This window comes from Propionimicrobium lymphophilum DSM 4903, assembly GCF_000423485.1.
GTDB classification, from domain to species: Bacteria; Actinomycetota; Actinomycetes; order Propionibacteriales; family Propionibacteriaceae; genus Propionimicrobium; species Propionimicrobium lymphophilum.
Genome location: NZ_AUIB01000004.1, coordinates 90642 through 110385 on the forward strand (window position 1 = coordinate 90642; position 19744 = coordinate 110385).

At 57.7% G+C, this 19744-nt stretch carries 20 protein-coding genes; 11 read left to right on the top strand and 9 right to left on the bottom strand.

Features of this window, described 5'->3' with window-relative positions:
• Window positions 1-35: 35 nt before the first annotated feature.
• From G556_RS0103055 to trxA, 6 genes are all read left to right on the top strand, one after another.
• Complete coding sequence (locus G556_RS0103055) at window positions 36-893, top strand: hypothetical protein (protein ID WP_155941728.1); 858 nt, start codon at window positions 36-38, stop codon at window positions 891-893.
• A 61-nt stretch (window positions 894-954) separates the two neighbouring features.
• A complete protein-coding gene (locus G556_RS0103060) occupies window positions 955-2724 on the top strand; it encodes a DEAD/DEAH box helicase (RefSeq protein WP_028821715.1) in 1770 nt (589 codons plus the stop codon).
• Window positions 2725-2734: 10 nt separating this feature from the next.
• Entirely contained in the window at window positions 2735-3184 is a 450-nt protein-coding gene (locus G556_RS0103065) for a low molecular weight protein-tyrosine-phosphatase (protein WP_051176605.1), read from the top strand.
• A 77-nt stretch (window positions 3185-3261) separates the two neighbouring features.
• Complete coding sequence (locus tag G556_RS0103070) at window positions 3262-5025, top strand: protein kinase family protein (protein ID WP_155941729.1); 1764 nt, start codon at window positions 3262-3264, stop codon at window positions 5023-5025.
• Between the two features lie 72 nt (window positions 5026-5097).
• Window positions 5098-6093, top strand: a complete 996-nt coding sequence (gene trxB, locus G556_RS0103075) for a thioredoxin-disulfide reductase (protein WP_051176607.1) — start codon at window positions 5098-5100, stop codon at window positions 6091-6093.
• Window positions 6094-6108: 15 nt separating this feature from the next.
• Window positions 6109-6426: a thioredoxin gene (gene trxA, locus G556_RS0103080; protein ID WP_028821719.1), complete on the top strand. Its 318-nt coding sequence runs from the start codon at window positions 6109-6111 to the stop codon at window positions 6424-6426.
• A gap of 423 nt (window positions 6427-6849) precedes the next feature.
• On the opposite strand, the gene G556_RS0103085 is transcribed toward trxA, so the two are convergent.
• From G556_RS0103085 to rpmH, 8 genes are all read right to left on the bottom strand, one after another.
• Window positions 6850-7740 carry a ParB/RepB/Spo0J family partition protein gene (locus tag G556_RS0103085; RefSeq protein ID WP_016455016.1) on the bottom strand — a complete coding sequence of 297 codons (891 nt, stop codon included), beginning with the start codon at window positions 7738-7740 and terminating at the stop codon, window positions 6850-6852.
• Between the two features lie 52 nt (window positions 7741-7792).
• Window positions 7793-8608 carry a ParA family protein gene (locus G556_RS0103090; protein WP_028821720.1) on the bottom strand — a complete coding sequence of 272 codons (816 nt, stop codon included), beginning with the start codon at window positions 8606-8608 and terminating at the stop codon, window positions 7793-7795.
• Window positions 8608-9216 (bottom strand): 16S rRNA (guanine(527)-N(7))-methyltransferase RsmG, encoded by a 609-nt coding sequence (gene rsmG / locus G556_RS0103095; protein ID WP_036915827.1) that lies wholly within the window; start codon window positions 9214-9216, stop codon window positions 8608-8610. The genes G556_RS0103090 and rsmG overlap by 1 nt, the downstream gene beginning before the upstream one ends.
• A 34-nt stretch (window positions 9217-9250) precedes the next feature.
• On the bottom strand, window positions 9251-9757 hold the full coding sequence (locus tag G556_RS0103100; protein ID WP_028821722.1) for a Jag family protein: 507 nt from the start codon (window positions 9755-9757) through the stop codon (window positions 9251-9253).
• Between the two features lie 14 nt (window positions 9758-9771).
• Window positions 9772-10785 (bottom strand): membrane protein insertase YidC, encoded by a 1014-nt coding sequence (gene yidC / locus G556_RS0103105; RefSeq protein ID WP_051176623.1) that lies wholly within the window; start codon window positions 10783-10785, stop codon window positions 9772-9774.
• 78 nt (window positions 10786-10863) lie between these two features.
• A complete protein-coding gene (yidD, locus tag G556_RS10035; protein ID WP_233418169.1) occupies window positions 10864-11103 on the bottom strand; it encodes a membrane protein insertion efficiency factor YidD in 240 nt (79 codons plus the stop codon).
• Between the two features lie 8 nt (window positions 11104-11111).
• Window positions 11112-11588, bottom strand: coding sequence for a ribonuclease P protein component (rnpA, locus tag G556_RS0103115; RefSeq protein WP_233418170.1), 477 nt, complete (start codon window positions 11586-11588; stop codon window positions 11112-11114).
• Window positions 11536-11673: a 50S ribosomal protein L34 gene (gene rpmH / locus G556_RS11245; protein WP_024111162.1), complete on the bottom strand. Its 138-nt coding sequence runs from the start codon at window positions 11671-11673 to the stop codon at window positions 11536-11538. Before rpmH ends, rnpA begins: the two co-directional genes overlap by 53 nt.
• Window positions 11674-11997: 324 nt before the next feature.
• Here rpmH and dnaA point away from each other — a divergent pair, with 324 nt between their 5' ends.
• On the top strand, window positions 11998-13434 hold the full coding sequence (gene dnaA, locus G556_RS0103120; RefSeq protein ID WP_081675491.1) for a chromosomal replication initiator protein DnaA: 1437 nt from the start codon (window positions 11998-12000) through the stop codon (window positions 13432-13434).
• Window positions 13435-13463: 29 nt separating this feature from the next.
• Here the strand turns inward: dnaA and G556_RS10040 are convergent, their stop codons facing one another.
• Window positions 13464-14381, bottom strand: coding sequence for a diacylglycerol/lipid kinase family protein (locus G556_RS10040; RefSeq protein WP_036915782.1), 918 nt, complete (start codon window positions 14379-14381; stop codon window positions 13464-13466).
• A 56-nt stretch (window positions 14382-14437) separates the two neighbouring features.
• Between G556_RS10040 and serS the strand changes: the two genes are divergently transcribed.
• The 4 genes from serS to G556_RS0103145 all read left to right on the top strand — a co-directional run bounded on the left by serS (window position 14438) and on the right by G556_RS0103145 (window position 19744).
• On the top strand, window positions 14438-15709 hold the full coding sequence (serS, locus tag G556_RS0103130; protein WP_028821726.1) for a serine--tRNA ligase: 1272 nt from the start codon (window positions 14438-14440) through the stop codon (window positions 15707-15709).
• Window positions 15710-15982: 273 nt separating this feature from the next.
• The gene (locus G556_RS0103135; protein ID WP_028821727.1) at window positions 15983-17638 is read left to right on the top strand and encodes an FTR1 family iron permease; all 1656 of its coding nucleotides are present in this window, start codon (window positions 15983-15985) and stop codon (window positions 17636-17638) included.
• A 12-nt stretch (window positions 17639-17650) separates the two neighbouring features.
• Entirely contained in the window at window positions 17651-18289 is a 639-nt protein-coding gene (locus tag G556_RS0103140) for an iron transporter (protein ID WP_028821728.1), read from the top strand.
• Between the two features lie 144 nt (window positions 18290-18433).
• Window positions 18434-19744, top strand: a complete 1311-nt coding sequence (locus G556_RS0103145) for a DUF2318 domain-containing protein (protein ID WP_028821729.1) — start codon at window positions 18434-18436, stop codon at window positions 19742-19744.

The following is a 19744-nucleotide window of genomic DNA, read 5'->3' on the forward strand; positions in this document are numbered from 1 at the left end:
TTTCCCGCTAACATGGTTAGCTGTGGGAGGAAATGATGGCAAAAACTAAGAAACTTGGGGTCACTGCGACCTTGCTGGCGCTGCTGCTGGCTTGTTCTCTGATTGTTCTGATCGCCAGCCTCGCTATGGTCTTCTACAGCCAGGCCTCTCTCGTTATCACGGTTTTGACGATAGTTTTGGGCGGTTCTTTGCTGGCCTGGCACATCCGCGTGCTGATTGGCGGGTCTGGACGCACGAAGTCCACCATCACCACCAACTTCTCGATCGCCCTGATTGTTATTGGTTGTTTCGCGATGATCACCGGCTTCGGTCTTTTCGATGTGCTGGGTGGCAGGGTCGAGCCGACCCGTATCGTGCTTGCAATCGCTGGTTTTATCGGTCTGGTCTGCGCGCTGATTGCCTTCATTCGTGACACTGGCCAGGAGCATGAGGCCCGCGAGTCTGAGGAGAAGAAGGAAGAGCTGGCTGAATCCGAGTCCGATGATTCTGCTCTTGAGTCGGGTGATGATGTGCTCGAGTCCTCGGACGATGGTTCGCTCGAGTCCTCGGACGATGGTTCGCTCGAGTCCTCGGACGATGAGCTGGGGGCTACCCCATCCGAGCCCACCGCCGTCGAGGAAGCCGAATCGGCTGCGGAGGTCGAGGAAAGCGACGTCGAAGACTCCGACGAGTCGCTCGATAGCACCGTCGCTCTTTATGAAACTCCGGGCCCCGAAACTGAATCGGATGTGGACGATTTCTCCGCTGCCGAGATGACCATGATTGTTCCGCCGCCGAGCCCGCGTGCCCGTCGTGCGGCCGCCAGCATGGACGATTTGACCTGGCTCTACGACTCTCCCGAGGCCGCCAAGGCCGAGGAGGAAGAGCCGCGCCGAGCCCGTCGCGGAATCTAGTAAAACCGCCTTTTAGCCTGCTGGAATCGACGCCGTTTTAGGGGTATCGTCGCTTCTCGCTATGACTTCTTCCGCCTTCGAGCGAATTTCTCCTGCCTTCCCCCGGCGAGCTCCGTGGGGCACGTCTGCGTCCCTGCGCGCGTGGCAGGCAGAGGCGCTGGAAAAGTACATGGCTGAGCAGCCCCAGGACTTCCTCGCTGTGGCTACCCCGGGCGCGGGCAAGACGACGTTCGCGCTTAGGATCGCCTCCCAGCTGATATCGCAGCGCATCGTTCATCGGGTGATCGTCGTGGTGCCGACAGAGCACCTAAAGACGCAGTGGGCTGATGCTGCCAGCCGCGTCGGTTTGCAGATCGATCCAACCGGGCGCGGTGGTCGGGCTGGACGCAGCCGTGAGTACGTCGGGGTGGCCACCACTTACGCAGCCGTCTCGGTTCGGCCGTGGCACTACGAGGCGCTGTGCGCAAACAACAAGACTTTGGTGATCTTTGACGAGATTCACCATGCTGGTGATTCCCGCAGCTGGGGCGAGGCTGTGCACGATTCTTTCCAGTACGCCACCCGTCGCCTCGCGCTGACCGGCACCCCGTTCCGCAGCGACGACAACCCGATTCCGTTCGTCGAGTACGAGATGCGCGACGATGGTTCCCAGATCAGCCGCGCAGACTACGTCTACGGATACGCGGATGCGCTGCGGGATCACGTGGTTAGGCCCGTGATTTTCATGGCCTATGGCGGCCCGATGCGCTGGATCACCAACACTGGCGACGAGATCGCGGCAAACCTGGGCGAGCCGATGACGAAGGCGTTGACCTCCCAGGCTTGGAGGACCGCGCTGGATCCGAAGGGCCAGTGGATATCTTCGGTCTTGCAGGCCGCGGACAAGCGCCTTACGCAGGTGCGTCGTCACCTGCCGGACGCCGGCGGTTTGGTGATTGCATCGAATCAGTCCACGGCTAGGGCGTATGCCCGGCTGCTCGATCAGATTAGCGGCGAAGAAACCACTGTGGTGCTCTCAGACGATGCCAAGTCGAGCGCAAAGATCGAGGAGTTTTCGGGCTCCGAGACCCGCTGGATGGTGGCCGTGCGGATGGTCTCCGAGGGCGTCGACGTGCCTCGCCTGGCTGTCGGTGTCTACGCCACCAGCACCTCTACCCCGCTTTTCTTCGCCCAGGCCGTCGGTCGTTTCGTGCGTGCCCGCAAGCGCGGCGAGACTGCAACGGTATTCCTGCCCACGGTTGCGACCATCCTCGATCACGCGGCAAGCCTGGAACTGCAGCGCGACCACGTCCTCGGCGGCCGCAAACCCGACGAAGGCATCTGGGACGAATCCGAGGCCTTGTTGGAGCAGGCCAATGCCCGTGAGGCCGCCAGCGACGAGCTCAACAACGAGTTCAAGATGCTGGACTCGGACGCCACCTTCGATCATGTCCTCTACGACTCCCACACCTACGGCATGTACGCCGATCCGTCTAGCCGTGACGAGGAGGAATACCTGACGCTGCCCGGCCTTGCCGATTCGGATCTGATGGGCACCATGCTCGCCGATCGCCAGCGCAGGCAGCTCGCCAGGCACAAGCGCGAAATCAACAAGCAGGTGCGGCGGAAAGAAGTTCCCCCAGACGAGCCGTTGCACCGTGCATTGGCCAATCGCCGCAAGGAACTAAATACCTTAGTTAGCCGTTTCGCCAGGGTGCGGGGCGTGCCGCACTCACACATTCACGCCCAACTGCGACGCGAATGCGGCGGCCCGAAACTCGCCCAGGCAAACACTGGACAGGTCGAGGCGCGAATCAGGCTCGTCCAACGCTGGCTTAACCGCAACAGGTAGCCTAAAAGACATGCAGAAAATACTCTTTGTTTGCACCGGAAACATCTGCCGCTCGGCGATGGCCGAACAGATCGCCAACTACCTGAGCGGGCAGCGCGGCCTAGACCTAGAGTTCGACTCCGCCGGCGTCAGTGACGAAGAGCACGGCAACCCGATGGACTCCCGTGCGGTTCGTGTCATGAAGCAGCACGGCTACCCCGTCAGCCCACATCAGGCCAAGCAGGTCAGCCGTCGAATGTTCGACGAAGCCGACCTGGCCATCGGGTTCACCAACGCGCACGTTTCCCGCATGAAACGAATCGCCCCCGACGCCAACATTCGTCTTATGACTGACTTCGACCCCGAAGCCGTGCCTGGCGCCGACATCAGCGACCCCTGGTACGGCGGCCCGGAAGACTTCGAGATCGCCATCTGCGAAATCGAGTCGGCACTCAAGGGGATGCTCGAAGAAATCGTCTAAACTCGCCCTTTACGGCGGGGACTTCCCGGCCCTCGGGTGAGGTGCTGGCAAACTGGTGGTGCAAGAAAGGAACCCACGTGCAATCTGATGAGCTCTTCTGGCGCCCGCAAGCGGGCCAGATGGTTGGTGGCCGTTATCGGTTGAACCATGAGCTCTTCGTTTCCGGCCCTGAGGTCGACGGCTACCGTGCAGCCACGTGGCAGGCCACCGACAACGCCCTTTCGCGTTCGGTCCAGATGCAGATTCTGGGCCCTAGGGACCCGCGCGTCCCCCGCTTCTTGATGGCTGCCAGGCAGACGGCCGCCACCGACGATTGCCGCTTCTTGAGGGTTCTCGACGCGATGGAGGCCGAGGGGCAAGAGCTGCTCTCTTTCGTCGTGTGGGAGCATCCCGAGGGCAAGAAGCTGAGCGACGTTCTTTCTTCCACCAGACTGAGCAACGCTGAGGCGGCATACGTCGTTCGCGAGGTCGCGGCGGCTCTGGCAGCCCCGCACGCTGCAGGAAAGTTCCACGGCAGGCTCGGCTTGCGAAACATCCTGGTGACGCTCGAGGGTGACATCAGGGTGTGCGGTTTTCTGACCGACGGCGTCATTTTCGGCGACGAGCACGAGCAAAACTGGTCTAGGCGCGAGCAACAGGATCTTCGCGATTTGGGTATGCTGCTCTATACCTGCCTGACTGGTTGCGCACCTGTTTGCGATGAGGCTTCGCGCGACGGGCTGCCCGCGGCTCCCAGGCGTGGGGCCGGTGAAAAGCAGCACTGGGTCACCCCGAAGGAACTGCGCACATCCACAAATTCTGGCCTGGACAAGGTGGCGATGATGCTGCTCGGCGAGGCCAAAATGCGCTTCGGCACAGCTGATGAGCTTGCCACCACGCTCACCAGAATCTTGGCCAGCACCGAGCCGAAGGCCGAACTGCAGTCGAAGATGCGTGCCATGCGTTTTGCCAATTTGCCGCCCGAAATGCCGATGGCTAGCCAGGACGACAAAGCCACCGAGATCGTTTCCAATAAAGCCGCTGTGACTAGGCGAGATGGCGCTTTTCAGGGGTCGGAAGCGCCAACCCAAGAGTTTCGCGAAGTGGTGCCCGACGAGGCCCCGACGCAGATTGCCCCTGCCGTCGATGTGTCTGCCTACGAACCCCAATACGACGACCCCCCGACTGCTCTGCAGCCCGCTTACGTCGATGAGGTCTCTGACGTAGCGGAACCGGAGAAGTCCATCCCCATTTCTGCCAGGCAGCGTCCGGTGGCTCCTGCGAAATTCGCCCAGCGTAGGATTATCGCGCTCGTGGCGATCTTGGTGGTGCTCTGCTTGGTGCTGGTGATGGTCGTTCGTGGTTGCTCAGGTGCAGGCGAGCCCGCAGCAGCCACCGAGATCGTAAACGTTTTCAGCTTTGACCCTGTCGCAGACGGCGGCGGCGAAGACGAACGCTCCGAGACGGACCAGCTCGCCCACGACGGCGACCCGAACACTGCCTGGACCACCTGGACCTACTACGGCAGCGAGAAATTCGGCAATCTGAAGACCGGCGCCGGAATGGTTCTCGACCTCGGAAAGCCCCAGCCGCTCGGCGGGGTGCACCTATTGCTGGATAGCTCCCCCGTAGATGTTCAGCTGATGATTCCAGCTGCAGATCCTGGTGCAGATCAGCCTCCGATGGACACCGTAAACAGCTGGCAGACCGTCACGCAGGCGTCGCAGGCGGGTTCCGATATAGTTTTGCGCCCAGACCAACCGGTCACCACCAGGTGGGTGCTGGTCTACTTCACCACGCTGCCGGCCATCGCCGAGGGGCAATTCCGCACAGGTATTTCCGAGGTGAATCTCGTCGAGTAGAAACTCTTTGTCGTGCCAGGACATAAAACGGGCGATTCTTGCGTTGCATAGGGAAAGTTCTTAAGGAGAGATATGCAGTCAGTTCAGCTGAACACCGGCATCACGCTTCCGGACGCCTCCACACAGGCGGTTGACGTTTCTCAGGAGATCCGCGATGTCATCATTATCGGCAGCGGCCCGGCCGGTTACACCGCGGCTATTTACGCTGCGCGCGCCCAGCTCAAGCCCTTGGTGTTCGAAGGTCAGCTCGATGCAGGTGGCGCCCTGATGACCACCACCGAGGTCGAGAACTTCCCCGGTTTTTCGAAGGGCATTCAGGGCCCAGACCTGATGGCCGAGATGAGGGCCCAGGTAGAGCGTTTTGGCGCTGAACTGGTAGCCGAGGACGTCGAGAGCGTTGATTTGAGCAGCGACATCAAGCTGGTGACTGATTCTCGCGGCACACAGCATCGTGCCCGCACGGTGATTCTCGCCATGGGTTCCGCCTATCGCAAGCTGGGAATTCCCGATGAGGAAACCTACTCTGGCCGAGGCGTCAGCTGGTGTGCAACCTGTGACGGTTTCTTCTACCAGGGCAAGGACATCGCCGTGGTCGGTGGAGGCGATTCCGCGGTCGAGGAGGCCACTTTCTTGACCCGATTCGCTAATTCGGTGACGCTCATTCACCGTCGAAACGAGCTTCGTGCCTCCGCGATCATGGCTGAGCGTGCCAAGAACGATCCCAAGATTAAGTTCGCCTGGAATAGCCAGGTCGTCGGCATGGGTGGAGACGGTAAACTCGCTGAGGTAACTCTGCGCGATACGGTCACCGGTGAAGAGCGCAAACTCGCTGTCGAGGGACTGTTCGAGGCCATCGGTCACGACCCCCGCTCTGCTCTCGTCAAAGATCAGGTCTCTTGTGATGATTCTGGTTACGTTTTGGTTGAGGGCCAGAGCTCTGCAACTAACGTTCCTGGCGTTTTCGCCTGCGGTGATCTCGTAGACCACACTTATCGTCAGGCAATTACGGCTGCCGGCTCCGGAGCTAAGGCCGCGCTGGACGCAGAACGCTTTCTACTCGATAACTAATAAGGAGAAATATCTATGGCAGTAAAAGAGGTAACGGACGCTGACTTCGACTCCGTTGTGAAGGGCAGCTCAAATCTGGTCATTGTGGATTACTGGGCAGACTGGTGCGGCCCCTGCCGTCAGCTCGCTCCTATTCTCGACGAGCTCTCGGGTGAATACTCCAACGTAGATTTTTTGAAGTTGGACACCAATGCTAACCCCAAGATTCCGATGCGCGAAGGCGTCATGGCTCTTCCGACGCTGCAGTTCTGGAAGAACGGCGAGATCGTCAAGGTTGTGCAGGGCGGCAAACCGCGTAATACGCTTAAGAGCATTATCGATGAGTTGGCTTAACCATAAAGTTATATACCTATAAAGCGCTATGTCGAAATGTCGACATAGCGCTTTATTTATGTCTTTTGACGTGCTCGTTCGTTTCTATGCCCATCCAGGCCATTTGTTTTTTGAAACGTTGCCGGTCGCCTTGCGGCTCTTGTTTTTGAGAGGCCGCTGGGCTTTGCAAACATCCTTCGACGTCTCGAGTAGTTGTGTTTCACGTGAAACATTTTCTCTTTAATTACTTAGTGTCACGCGAAACGGTCTCTTGAACTAGGTTGGTGGGGGATTCGATTGTTGCGTAAAGGCTAGAGTTTGGGCTGGCTGCTCTTGTTTCACGTGAAACACTTTCAGTCGTTCTCCCTTAAATTCTGGCATTTGTCGGGAAAGCGAAAAAAGGGTCTAGGTGTTAAACCTAGAGTCTTCATGTTTCACGTGAAACTATTCAAGTATTTGCAGTATTCTCTTCAGATCGCCTTCGTCCGCGAATTCAATGGTGACTTTGCCCTTCTTGGCACCCATTGTTAGCTTTACCCGAGTGTCGAGGAGGTCGGCAAGCCTGTCTGCAACGCTGGCAAGCTCGGGCGATACTTCTCTTTTTGCGGGTGTAGGTTTTTTCTGCTCCCCTCCTGGCTTATACATGGCGACGAGCTCTTCTGCTGCTCGCACCGAAAGACCTTCTGCAACGATTCGTTGCGCCAACTGTTCTTGAGCTAGAGGATCGGTTAAAGCAAGGAGTGCTCTAGCGTGACCCGCGCTCAAAACTTCCGCTGCCACCCTGCGCTGAACTGAAGCCGGAAGCTTCAAGAGGCGAAGTGTGTTTGAAATGTGTGGACGAGACTTCTTGATGCGGGTGGCCAGTTCCTCTTGTGAGCAGTCGAAATCGTCCAAAAGCTGCTGATAAGCAGCGGCTTCTTCGAGCGGGTTGAGTTGAACCCTGTGTAGGTTCTCCAAGAGAGCGTCGCGAAGTAGGTCTTGGTCGTCAGTGGCTCGAACAATTGCAGGAATTGCCTTTAGGCCAGCTAGTTTGTGTGCGCGCCAGCGTCGCTCACCCATGATTAACTCGAAGCCGTCTCCTTTTTCACGTACCACAATCGGTTGCAGCAGCCCGACTTCTTTTACAGAAGCTGCGAGCTCCTCAAGGTCTTCTTCGTCGAATACCTGACGTGGCTGCGCTGGGTTTGGATGAATCTTCGAAACGGCGATTTCTTTGAAATACGAGCCGTCTGGCATCTTATCCGAAGCTTGCTGAGGGTTAGCCTCTGAAATTCCATCTGTCCGCGTGAAAAGTTCGCCCAGTCCCCTGCCAAGTCCGCCTTTGCCAGCGCTCATTCAAGCTCCTAATAAAAAAAGTCTGCCGAACGTTTCGGCAGACTTTAGATTATCATCGCGTGGAAAGCTCGTAGGCAACTTTTCTGTAGGCCTTCGCACCAACTGATTTAGGGTCGTACTCCAAAATCGTTTGACCGTAGCTTGGTGCCTCGCTGATTCGTACTGATCTCGAGATGACGGTCTTAATGATTTGGTCTGGGAAGTGTTTAGCGATTTCCGCTGCGACCTGGCTTGAAAGCTTCGTGCGAGCGTCGTACATCGTCAGCAAAATTCCGGTCACACGCAGATTCGGGTTCAAATTCTGTCGAATCATCGATATGGTGTGCATCAACTGGGTCAGACCCTCGAGTGCGTAATACTCAGTCTGAATAGGTATCAAAAGCTCACTAGCAGCGACCATTGCGTTAACGGTCAATAAGCTGAGTGACGGAGGGCAGTCGAAAAAAACCCAATCGACGTCGTTTGATTCTTCGTAATCTTTTAACGCCTGAGCAATGCGCTGTTCACGTGCAATCATCGACACTAGCTCAATCTCTGATGCTGAAAGATCGACAGTTGCTGGCAAAACCTTCAGGTTTTCAGATTCCGGAGAACTCTGAGCAAGATCTGCGATGCTCTCGTGGCCGATCAGCACCTCATACGTGCCTTTAGTGCCAGGAGAATGCTCGATGCCAAGAGCCGTAGACGCATTTCCCTGTGGGTCCATGTCTATCAACAGAACCTTGTGACCCTCGCGAGCTAATGCGGAAGCTACGTTGACTGCAGTTGTTGTCTTCCCCACTCCCCCTTTTTGGTTTGCCACAACCACTCTGCGGGTTTGTTCAGGAACAGGAATGGTGAAATCCGTTTCACGTGAAACATTCGCCATTACTTCTCCTTAGATGTGACTCGAACGATCCATGTCGGTTCTGAATTGGCTAAAGCGTGAGCCTCGATAATCTCTGCGCTGGCCCTAAGCTTCTTAAGTTTAGCTCTACTCTTCTCCACTTCAACGGAAGCGTTTTTGCCTTTGAGGGCAATCAGTTGTCCCTTTGGCAAGAAGAGATCGCAAGTGAATCCTAAAAGCTTTGGTAAAGCCGCAACTGCCCTAGCCGTAACGACGTCAAACTTCTCTTGGACGTCTTCTGAGCGGCCTCGAATTACTCTGACTCGATCGGCTAGCCCAAGTTCGTCAATTGCTAGCTCAAGAAAGTTTGCCCGTCGTTCAAGCGACTCAATGAGCGTGACGTCGATGTCATCCCTAGCTATCGCTATTACCAAGCCTGGCAGGCCGGCTCCGCTGCCGACGTCAGCGACTTTCGCATTTGCAGGAATGAAATCAACAAGAACTGCGCAGTTGAGGATGTGTCGACTCCAAATGCGCTCGTTCTCGCTTGGGCCAAGGAGACCCCATTCGTTTCCACGATTAGTCAATATGTCGACATATTGACTAATCATCTTTTCGTCTTTGAATAAATTGAGGGTGCCCTCCGGCATCTTCTCTGTCGCCACCAGGGCACCTCCCAACTAACTAGCTCTGCTCGGACATTACGATGACGCAACGGTTGGGCGCTTTGCCCTCGGACTCGCTGTAGAGGCCAGCCTCCGCTACGGCGTCGTGAACAATCTTGCGCTCGAACGGATTCATCGGCTCGAGCTTTACAGATTCTCCGGAGTCCTTAACTTCATGAATCACCTGCGCGGCAAGCTCCTTTAATTCCTGTTTGCGCTTATCGCGGTAGCCAGCGATGTCCACCATCAGCTTGCTGCGGTTGCCGGTCTCGGTGAGCACGGCAAGACGAGTCAGCTCCTGAAGAGCCTCGAGCACTTCCCCATTCTTGCCGACGAGCTTATCGTCATCGGTGATGATGGAAACGTGAGCGCGATCGCCCTCGGTATAAATATCGATGTCGCCGTCCAGGTCCGCGATCTCAAGTAAATCCTCGAGATAGTCGGCAGCGATATCGCCCTCGGTGTCGAGAATCGCGAGTTTCTCGTCTAGTTCTTCGTCGTGCGGTTCAACATTTTCGTCAGTCATGGATTACTCCTGAACTATTTCTTTTTCTTACGGGCTGAACGAGGCTGGCGCTGAATCTGCTGCCGTTGAACTGTACGTTTCGGAGCCTCGGAGTTCTTTTTGGTGGTCTTACGGTTGGTGCCCTGTCGAGTCACGCGAGTGGTGTCGGTGACGGTCCTGGAATCGGCTTTGCGAGGTGCCTTGCGGGCCTTGTCGGCGCGACGACGCTCGATCTCTTTCGGGTCCTTGCCCTTGGCCTTCATGCGGTCTTCCCAGTCAAGGTACGCGGGAGTGCCGGGCGTCGGGTAGGTGCGGATGATGATCATTTGCTGGCCGACGGTCCAGATATTGCTGAAGAACCAGTAGATCAGAACGCCGATCGGGATGATCGGGCCGGAAATGAAGTACATGAACGGCAGTATGTACAGCATCATCTTCGACTGCTGCCCCATCGGGCCCTCGAGCGCACTCGGCGGCATGTTGCGGCGCATCATGTGGATCTGCTGCCAGAACAGCAGACCGGTCATGCAAAGAATAAGAATGATCGCGAGGATCTGGGTAGCGCCGAAGCCGTTGTCGAGCGGAAGGAGCGTGCCGGATAGTTGAGCGCCGAAAATGTTGGCGTCGGACAGCGACTTGACCAGTTCAGGGTCTTTTTCGAACCAGTAGCCGACCGGATTGTTGCGCGCTGCGCCGTTAAGTACGCGGAATAGCGCCCAGAAGATCGGCAGCTGCAGCAGAAGCGGCAGGCAGCTGGCCATCGGGTTGACGCCCTCTTCCTGATAGAGCTTCATCGTCTCTTGACCGATGCGCTCGCGATCGGCGCCGTATTTCTCCTGCAGCGCCTTCATCTTGGGCTGCAACGTCTGCATTGCCCTAGACGAGTTCAACTGCTTGATGTACAGGGGAAGAAGCAGCGTGCGGACGAAGATGGTCAGCATCGCGATGGCGCAGATCCAGGTGACGCCAGAGTAGTAGCCGAATAGCGGCGTGATGATGTCGTGGAAGAGCTTGAGTAATCCCGAGATCGCCCAGTAGAGCGGGCTCATGATGGCTCGGCCGATGTCGCCAAGCCCGAGCGGGATTAATGCGTTCAGGGAAATTAGCACTGTTGCTTCACCTTTGTTCTATTCGGCTGGTGCGAAGTTTTTGTAGTCGTCTAGCTCGGTGTCAGGCACCAAGTCGAAGCCGCCCGCCGACCACGGGTGACAACGAAGTATGCGTCGAATCGTCAGTGCCCCACCGCGAAGCGCACCGTGATTTGTCACAGCTACCAGGCCGTATAGAGAGCAGTTGGGATAGTACCTGCACACGTCTCCGTAGAGCGGCGAAACGAATCGCCGCCAGGCCTTGATGAACCAAATCATTAGGTGCTTCATCGGTTTTGTCGGGCCACCAATTTCTTCTCTGCCCTAGACCAGGTTTTCGCTAGATCGTCCTCGACTAGCTCCGGTAGCTTCGCCGCGTCTGGAAGCGCGCGTACGACAATCTGACGCAATCCGGCCTGCGAGGCGGGAGTGGCGAACGAGGCGTCCTCATCGGCCAAAAGTTTGCGGCACATATGTCGAAGCCTGCGCTTGACGCGGTTTCGGGTGACGGCGTTTCCAACCCGCTTAGACACGACGAAACCCACCTGCGTGTTTGCAGGTGGGCGCGTTATGCCTTCGGCGCTAGATGCCGAAGTAGTATCCGCTAGTCGCGCGTGTACCACCACGGTGGATCCGCCCGCCCGGACGCCTCTCTTTACAGTCGAGGCGAAGTCGGCAGACGAGCGTAGCCTGGCCTGGGCGGCTAGCACGCTAGGCCGACAGGACTGCGCGACCCTTGCGGCGGCGTGCGGAAAGAACTGCACGTCCTGCGCGGGTACGCATCCTCGCGCGGAAACCATGCTTGCGCGAACGGCGACGATTGCTCGGCTGGTAAGTGCGCTTGCTCACGATTTATCTCCGTTAGTTGTTGGGGGGCCGCCTTGCGAGCATGATGCTTGCGAGGCGGTATTTTTCGGTCTTGGTTGCCGCGTCGTGAACGTGCCCGTCCCCTGTCTTGGCGCAGGGCTACCCAGGCAGCAACTAAAGCGGCTATCCAATGTTAGGCCCTCGAGGCCTTAATAACAAAAGAGTTGGCAAAGTGTTGAGTTATCTGCAATCGCTCTCATCTTTGATTTTAGGGCTAGGCTAGCTTTTACCACTTTTAAAGGGGGCCGATTAAAGTTATGGCCCTGAGGCAGAAATTTTGAAATCTTCACCGATTGGAGGGGCGGCGTGAGCGAATTAGGTTCCGAACTTGGAGCTTTCCCTGATCGCGTCGAAACCCCATCCGCCCAGGATGCCTGGCAGAAAGTCCTGGACGCGGCCGATGCCACCGCCCGTGCCTGGCTGCGCAGTTCGAAGTCGCTGACCGTCCACGAGTCGACGCTGATGGTTGCGGTGCCGAACGAATTTACCCGCGAGCGCATCGAGAGCAGGCAGCGGGTGCAGATCGAAGAGGTGCTCTCGGACCTCTTCCATAAGCCAATGCGGCTGGCCATCACCATCGAACCTGATCTGGAACTGGCGCTCGAGCCGCCGGTGCGCGACGAAGAGGACGAGGAACCCGTAGAGGTGGCTAAGTTCGTCCCCAAGCAGAACGTGCCCGAGCTGATCGCCTCGGATACACAGCCCGCCGACGACGGCGACAGGCTGAACCCGAAGTACACCTTCGACAACTTCGTCATTGGTAGCTCAAACCGCTTCGCGCACGCGGCTGCCGTCGCTGTCGCAGAGGCCCCGGGCAAGGCGTACAACCCGCTGATGATTTACGGTCAGTCCGGGCTGGGCAAGACGCACCTGCTGCACGCGCTCGGACATTACGTCCGAAACTACTACCAGGACGTGCGGGTCAAATACGTCTCCACCGAGGAGATGACCAACCACTTCATTAACGCCATTTCGGAGAACCGCACCAACGAGTTCCGCCGCTCTTACCGCGAGGTGGACGTGCTCTTGATCGACGACATTCAGTTCTTGGAGTCGAAGATTCAGACGCAGGAGGAGTTCTTCCACACCTTCAACACGCTGCACAACGCGCAGAAGCAGATTGTGATGACCTCCGACCGCCCACCGAAGGCGCTCGAGGCCCTCGAAACCAGGTTACGCAGCCGGTTCGAGTGGGGGCTGATTACGGATATTCAACCGCCGGACCTCGAAACCAGAATGGCCATTTTGCAGCGCAAGGCAATCAGCGAGCGTCTGAAGGTGCCCGTCGATGCGCTGGAATTTATGGCCTCGAACATCACCACGAACATTCGTGAGTTGGAGGGTGCGCTGATCAGGGTGACGGCGTTCGCGTCGCTCAATGGCCAGGCCGTCGACCTCAAGCTGACCGAGGACGTCTTGCAGGACCTCATCCCTGCAGGCTCGGAGCGCGAGGTAAATGCGCAGACCATCATCGAGGAGACCGCCAACTACTTTGGCATCACCCCCGAGGAGGTTTGCTCCACCTTGAGGACGCAGACTTTGGTGCGCGCTCGTCAGGTGGCCATGTATCTGTGCCGCGAGCTAACCGAGCTTTCGCTGCCGAAGATCGGCACCGAGTTCGGCGGCAAAGACCACACGACGGTCATGCACGCGGTGAAGAAGATTCGCCAGCTGATGGCCGAGCGCAGGAGCGTCTACAACCAGGTCACCGAGTTGACGAACCTAATCAAGAACGGCGGTTAGTCGAGCGGCTAAACCGCTCGGTGGGTGAGCTAGCTGAGCGCTTCTTTCGGGTTCCAAATCACCTTGAGCGCGTTGGGCACGATTTCGTAGACGAAGTCTTGTCCCTCGCCCATGGTGTCGCCGTCGATTTCGTACGGTGTTGGCTCTTCCATTTGAATGTGCAGGCGCTGCCCGGAAACCATCGAGATCGCCTCTCGCTTGAACAGCAGCTTGCCGAGCAGTTTCGCCCAACCGCCCAGGCCCTTCGGCGAGGCCATCATAAGGTCTAGGACCCCGTCGTTCGGCTTGGCCTGGGGGATTAGCTCGAAGCCGGCCTGCAACTTGGCAACGTTGGCAACGAGCACGAGCGCGGCCTTTCGGGTGTCCTTCTTGTATCGCCTGCCGTGATCGTCGTCCATGCGGTATTTGAGTCGACGCAGGGGAGCGTCGAAGTTCTTGATGAAGCTGGCGGCGTACGCGCCTGCCCCGACTACGGACTTCAATTTTTCGTCGGTGTTCTCCATCAGCTGGGCGTCGAAACCTATGCCGCCCATCACCATCAGGTGCTCGGCCTCGTCCTTGTTGCCGTCGACGGTCAGCTTGATCGCGTCTAGCGCGTTGGCTTCGCCGCTAAAAGCGTGTTTAGCTGCGTCGGCCATATCGAGTGGAATGTTCAGATTTCGGGCAAGCAGGTTTCCTGTGCCGCCGGGCAGCAGGGCGACAGGAATGTCTGAACCCACCAGTTCTGAAAGAACAACCCGCACTGTTCCGTCGCCGCCGCAGACCAACACCAGATCGCAGCCGGATTCGCGAGCCTGTTTTGCCATCTCGTAGCCCGGATCATCTTCGGAAGTTTCCAGGTATTCGGGCTTGTCGTAGCCGGCCTCTTGGGCCTGGGCATCAATAAGTTTCTTGAAATCCTGCTCGTTAACCTTGACCGGATTGAAGATAACCACCGCTTTTGACATGTCATAACGCTAACAGGTGTTCGCCAGCGTGAACCGCAAATAGTAAGCTAATGGACATGATTGACCCTAAGTTGATCCGTGAGGATCCTGATTTAATTCGTCGCTCGCAGGCTCGTCGTAACGCGCCGGTGGAATTGGTAGACCGGGCGGTCGCCGCAGACCAGAACCGTCGATCAACCATCGCAAAGTTCGAGTCAACCAGGGCCAGTCAGAAGAAGATCGGTAGCCAGATCGCCAAGGCATCGGATGAGGAGCGTAAGGAGCTGCTCGCCAAGACTAAGGAGCTGGCCGCTGAGGTTAAGTCTTTGCAGTCTCAGGCGGACGAAGCCGAGAAGGAATTCCACGACGTAGCCATGGCTCTCGGCAATATCGTCATCGACGACGTACCGGAGGGCGGCGAGGACGACCTTTACGTCATCGACGAGTGGGGCACTCCCCGAGATTTCGAGGCCGAGGGCTTCGAGGCGGCAGACCACTTGGAGATCGGCGAGAAGATCGGTGCTCTGGACATGGAGCGCGGCGCCAAGGTTTCCGGTTCGCGCTTTTACTTCCTGACGGGTCCGGGCGCGATGCTCGAGTTCGCCCTGATTCAGCACTCGCTGTCGAAGGCGCTTGAGTGGGGCTTCCAGCCGATGATCGCTCCGGCGCTTGTTAAACCGTCTGCTATGGACGGCACCGGTTTCCTAGGTCAGGCAGCCGACGACGTCTACCACCTCGAGCGCGACGACATGTATTTGGTCGGCACCGCCGAGGTTTCGCTCGCCGGCTTCCACTCCGACGAGATCTTGCCGCAGGAGACCCTGCCCAGGCATTACGCGGGCTTCAGCTCGGCATTCCGTCGCGAGGCCGGCAGCTACGGCAAGGACACCCGAGGCATTTTCCGTGTGCACTGGTTCGACAAGTTCGAGATGTTCGTCTACTGCGCGCCCGAGGACGCCGAGGCCGAGCACCAGAAGCTGCTGGGCTACGAGAAGGACTTCCTGACTTCTCTCGAGATTCCGTTCCAGGTTCTCGACGTCGCCAGCGGCGATCTCGGCCTTTCCGCGGCCCGCAAGTACGACTGCTACGCCTGGTTCCCGGGCCAGCAGCGCTACCGCGAGGTGACTAGCACGTCGAACTGCACCACGTTCCAGGCCCGCCGTCTGAACATCAGGATGCGCGGCGAGGACGGCGTCCAGCCGCTGGCCACCCTGAACGGCACACTGTGCGCCATGACGCGAATCATCGCGGCGATTCTGGAGAATTACCAGAACGAAGACGGTTCGGTGACCATTCCGAAGGTTCTTCGCCCCTACTTAGGTGGCCGCGAACGTTTCGAGGTCCTGTAAATAATTAAAAATTTGGCCCGCCGGATTTTTCCGGCGGGCTTTTTTTAATTGTTAAAAAGTTCTTTTTACTTAATTCGCAGGAGTATCTTTTCTTTTTGCTTAGGTGAGCCTTGCAAAAAATGCGACTGAAACCATTTCGTTATGAAACATTGCTTTCAGATAGGGATACCTAACCTAATTAATGCTATATATTGTTTGCGAGAAAGACCGGTAAAGGTTTTTCTGCTCAGAAGGGGAGCAGCCTTCTGAAGCTAACTTGACTTGAGAGTTGACGTGAATAAAGAAAATATCGATTTAGCCATTCGGCCCAGTGCGGAGGAGGACGGCGCGTCGCGCGCGAGCCGTCCTAGCCGGATGAAGGCTTGGGCGCTGCCACTTCTTTTGGTGGCGGTGTGCATCGGCATGTTCAGTAATCTGTTCGCCCCGGTCGCTAAGGCGGAGCAGAACTACGACGAAGTCGTCGCTGCGATGTCCGAGAAGATCCAGCAGATCCCGGGGCAGTACGAGGCCGGCGATCTGGACGGTATTAAGACGTCTATCCGTCAGGCTTACTACGAGAACTACCAGACCAGCGGTCTTGAAGATCAGATCAAGCATCGTCTGGGTGATGAGCGCTCGGCCGAGTTCGTCAAGGCGCTGCTAGACCTGCGCACGCAGGCGAACTCCGGTGTGCCTGCTGCTGATCTCGAGAAATCCTCAATGGACGTGATAGGCAAGCTGGAGGCCAACGTCAAGGAGCTCGAAGACGCGCCGGAGTTAAACGACCAGTGGACGCGCGTTGCGGGCAACATCTCAGATCTGCTGACCTCTGCCAAGGACGAGTACGCGGCCGGCAACTTCGAGAAGGCGTACAAGGCTGCGACCGACGCCTACCTCGCCCAGTATGAGGCGAATGGCCTTGAGAAGGCCACGATCTCTTACATCGGCCAGGCCCGAGTGTCTCAGCTCGAGGGGCTATACGCCGACATGCGTCAAATGGCCAAAGACCAGTCGAAGAGCGCCGACGAGTACGCAGCTGTTGCCGACGAATTGATCTCTTACGTCCAAGAGGACGCCAAGGAGCTCGACGAGCTGACCGCACCGGACGCCGAACTCGGCTGGCGTGGCTTCTTCGCGTCGTTCCTGATCCTGCTGCGTGAGGGCGCCGAGGCTTTGTTAGTTGTTGCGGCGGTCGTCACCTACGCTCTCAAGGGACAGCGTCGCGACCAACTGATGGGCATCCTCGTTGGCGTTCTCGCTGCGCTTGCCATCTCGGTTGGCCTGGCAATCGTGTTCGCCAATATCACCGCATCCGCGTCGAGCGGTTTCTCGCAGGAGTTCATCGAGGGCATCACAGGCTTGCTGGCCGTCGTGATGCTGATCTGGGCGTCGAACTGGATTCTCAACAAGGCCAGCGGAAACAAGTGGGAGCAGTACATCGAGCGCACCGCGGGCGAGAAGGCCGCGAAGGGCGGCGTGTTCGCGCTAGCCATGGTGGCGTTCCTGGCCGTGCTGCGAGAGGGCTCCGAGACGGTGCTGTTCTATCTGCCGATCATCGCGGGTGCAAAGAACGGTGCCGACCACGCGAAGATCTGGCTTGGCGTCGGCCTCGCCGTGCTGATCCTCGCGATCTTGTTCCTGCTGGTCTGGAAGTTTGGCGTCCGGCTGCCCATGAAGGCCTTCTTCAAGTGGACGTCGATTTTGCTTGGTCTGCTCGCCATAACCATCGCAGGTGGTGCGGTGAAGGAGTTCCAGGACGCGACAATAATTTCGTCGCATCGGGTCGAAGGTATGCCCGAGATATCTCTGTTGGGTGTCTACCCGACTGTCGAATCGCTGGGGGCGCAGCTGCTGGTAATCGTCATTTTGGCGGTGCTCGGCTGGCTGCAATACCGGCAATCAAATAAATCCGGGGAAGCCACCGTCGTGGCCGAAGCCCCACAAAACTGAAAGGAGTAATCAGTGAAGAAACTTATTGCGCTGATTGCCGCTTTGCTCATGGCTCTGGCCTTCACGGCTTGTGACAGCACCGACAAGAAGGCTGATAGCGATGCTAAGCCGGCCGAGTCCGCTGCCGCTACTGAGGCTGCCGAAGAGTCCACCGATCCTGACGTCATTGGTATCAACGAGATTCCGGTTGGCGATTCTGGCCCGCAGAAGAATGGTCCCCTCGAGGTAGACCTGGTTTACTTCCAGGCTGTCGACATGGAGCACGGCTCGATGTCCATGCCTCCGGCCTCCGAGTCTGATATGCACTTCGAGATCGATGTAAAGACCACCGACGAGGCCAAGGCTTGGGGTTACGACGCCGATCAGTTCCTGCCTTACCTCGACCCGAAGGTTGAGATCAAGGACGTCAACACCGGTGAGGTAATCGATCCGGGCACCATGATGCCGATGATCGCTTCTGACGGCCCGCACTACGGCAACAACATCAAGCTGAAGCCGGGCAAGTATGACGTCACCGTCACCATCGCCTCGCCCGCCGACGAGTTCATGCTGCACACCGGCAAGGACTCCTCTGGCGTTAAGGGCCGCTTCTGGACCGAGCCGCTGAAGTTCGAGTTCAAGAACTGGAACTGGGACGGCCAGCTCGTCTAGTTAGAGTTCTCGCGTGCACCCCGGAAGGTTTCTGCCTTCCGGGGTGTCGCAGTAAAAGCGGTGAGTGGACGAATAACTCGTTTCTTGGAGCTCGTCGTATGATTGGAAAATCTGTTTGCTGAATAATTAGCTGAGGCTTAACAAATGCTTAAACTCTTCGTTGCCGCTGTACGGCTGTCGATGCCGCTGCTGCTGACGATCGCCATTTTGTTGGCGTCTCGCGCTCACGCACCGATGGAGCGTAGGACGGTTTCTCGAATTACTTGGGCGGTGACCGTGCTTTCTCTCGCGGCGGGTGCCGTGTTGGCCCAGCTGCGAATAAACACCACGCTCATCAACATCCCGACGATGAATACTATCGTCGGCATTCCCGCGATTATCTCCGCGATCGTCTTCCTGGTTGCCGTCTGGATGTTCGGCAACCGAGATCTGCACGACATCGAGCAGACCGGCCGCCATCGCTTCTTGACGATCTCCGCCCTGGTGACCCTAGCGTTCAACTCGGTATTCCTGGGCTTCCCATACTTTTTCGGCACGGACGGCGTCGTCTTGATGGGCTCGAGTCTGTTCGAGTCCGAATCGCTGCTTCGCCTGGCCGGCTTCGTGCTGGGCACTCTGCTAGTGCTGGTCGCCTGCTGGTGTTACGTGAAATCCGCTCGCCGAGTTCCCTGGGTGGTCAGAACGGTCATCACCGTCGTCGTCTTTTTGGCCATCATCGGCCCGCGCGCGGTGCTGCTTTATCAGCAGCTTTCCACCAGGGGAATGCTGCCCAAGAGCAACCTGATCTTCGACATGGTGTTGTGGATTCAGTACAACGGCCCGATCACCCAGCTGGTGCTCGCGGTTCTGATCGGCGTCCCGAGCCTGATCGCGCTGTGGACGCATCCGCGTGGGCCCGTCGCAAATCCGGCACTGGGCAGGATCCGCAAGGCCGACATGATTTCACGACGCAAGTTTTTCGCGCTTTCGCTGGTGCTCAGCATCCTGTTCGGCGTGACGCTGACCCTCGGCCATGCGAAGGCCGAGGCCAAACCGGAACTTTCGCCGATCGAGCCATCGGTGATCCAGGACGACAAGGTGCTCGTCGACCGCGCCACCGTTTCCGACGGTCACCTGCACCGCTTCGCCATCACGACCCGTGCCGGCAAGGAATACCCTGGCAAGGCCGGCGGCATCTACAAGACCCAGGGCGGGGTAGAGGTGCGTTTCATCGTCATCATGAAGAACGAGACGGCGTTCGGCACTGGCCTGGATGCCTGCGAGATCTGCGGCGATTCGGGCTATTACGAGTCCGACGGCAAGGTGATCTGCGAAAAGTGCAACGTAATGATGAACATCCAAACCATCGGATTCCCCGGTGGCTGCAACCCGATTCCGATTTCCTACGAGGTGGTTGGTGACAACCTGCAGTTCTCGCTGGACGAGCTGGAATCTCAAGAGAACGTTTTTAGGTAA

What these genes read in the sequence shown, in the direction of transcription:
- G556_RS0103145 (WP_028821729.1), top strand. Translation starts at nt 18,434, where the DNA reads ATGCTTAAACTCTTCGTTGCCGCTGTACGGCTGTCGATGCCGCTGCTG.
- G556_RS0103055 (WP_155941728.1), top strand. Translation starts at nt 36, where the DNA reads ATGGCAAAAACTAAGAAACTTGGGGTCACTGCGACCTTGCTGGCGCTG.
- trxA (WP_028821719.1), top strand. Translation starts at nt 6,109, where the DNA reads ATGGCAGTAAAAGAGGTAACGGACGCTGACTTCGACTCCGTTGTGAAG.
- G556_RS10040 (WP_036915782.1), bottom strand. Translation starts at nt 14,381, where the DNA reads ATGTCAAAAGCGGTGGTTATCTTCAATCCGGTCAAGGTTAACGAGCAG.
- yidD (WP_233418169.1), bottom strand. Translation starts at nt 11,103, where the DNA reads ATGATTTGGTTCATCAAGGCCTGGCGGCGATTCGTTTCGCCGCTCTAC.
- G556_RS0103065 (WP_051176605.1), top strand. Translation starts at nt 2,735, where the DNA reads ATGCAGAAAATACTCTTTGTTTGCACCGGAAACATCTGCCGCTCGGCG.
- G556_RS0103100 (WP_028821722.1), bottom strand. Translation starts at nt 9,757, where the DNA reads ATGACTGACGAAAATGTTGAACCGCACGACGAAGAACTAGACGAGAAA.
- yidC (WP_051176623.1), bottom strand. Translation starts at nt 10,785, where the DNA reads ATGAGCCCGCTCTACTGGGCGATCTCGGGATTACTCAAGCTCTTCCAC.
- G556_RS0103060 (WP_028821715.1), top strand. Translation starts at nt 955, where the DNA reads ATGACTTCTTCCGCCTTCGAGCGAATTTCTCCTGCCTTCCCCCGGCGA.
- G556_RS0103090 (WP_028821720.1), bottom strand. Translation starts at nt 8,608, where the DNA reads ATGGCGAATGTTTCACGTGAAACGGATTTCACCATTCCTGTTCCTGAA.
- trxB (WP_051176607.1), top strand. Translation starts at nt 5,098, where the DNA reads ATGCAGTCAGTTCAGCTGAACACCGGCATCACGCTTCCGGACGCCTCC.
- G556_RS0103085 (WP_016455016.1), bottom strand. Translation starts at nt 7,740, where the DNA reads ATGAGCGCTGGCAAAGGCGGACTTGGCAGGGGACTGGGCGAACTTTTC.
- serS (WP_028821726.1), top strand. Translation starts at nt 14,438, where the DNA reads ATGATTGACCCTAAGTTGATCCGTGAGGATCCTGATTTAATTCGTCGC.
- rsmG (WP_036915827.1), bottom strand. Translation starts at nt 9,216, where the DNA reads ATGCCGGAGGGCACCCTCAATTTATTCAAAGACGAAAAGATGATTAGT.